A 302-nucleotide genomic window follows, 5' to 3' on the forward strand; every position below is an offset into this window, starting at 1 on the left:
GAAATAGAAACGCTTTCAAATCATTACCTCGCAGAAACGCCCTAATAAGCATTTTTAACGGTGACGGTTCAAATTTCCCCATTCTGCGTAAGTTTTGATTTTGCCATGCAGCTCTCATAGTTTAATTTTGCACCGAACAAAAAAGTAAGAATTATGAGATGCACTTTCAAGACAGTCTTCTATGTAAATGGAAGCAAGGAGAGAAACGGAATTGTCCCTATCATGGGACGTGTGACAATCAACGGAACTATCGCACAGTTCAGTTGCAAGCAGAGCGTTACCAAGGCTATCTGGGATGCCAA

Annotated in this window: 1 pseudogene; it reads left to right on the plus strand. The window is 41.1% G+C overall.

Going from position 1 to position 302, the window contains the following annotated elements:
* Window positions 1–153 precede the first annotated feature (153 nt).
* Window positions 154–302 (plus strand): annotated as a pseudogene (locus DWV53_RS16320) (site-specific integrase); the annotation flags it as partial.

Origin of the sequence: Segatella copri, from assembly GCF_003465495.1 — a bacterium.
In the GTDB taxonomy this organism is placed as follows: Bacteria; Bacteroidota; Bacteroidia; order Bacteroidales; family Bacteroidaceae; genus Prevotella; species Prevotella copri_G.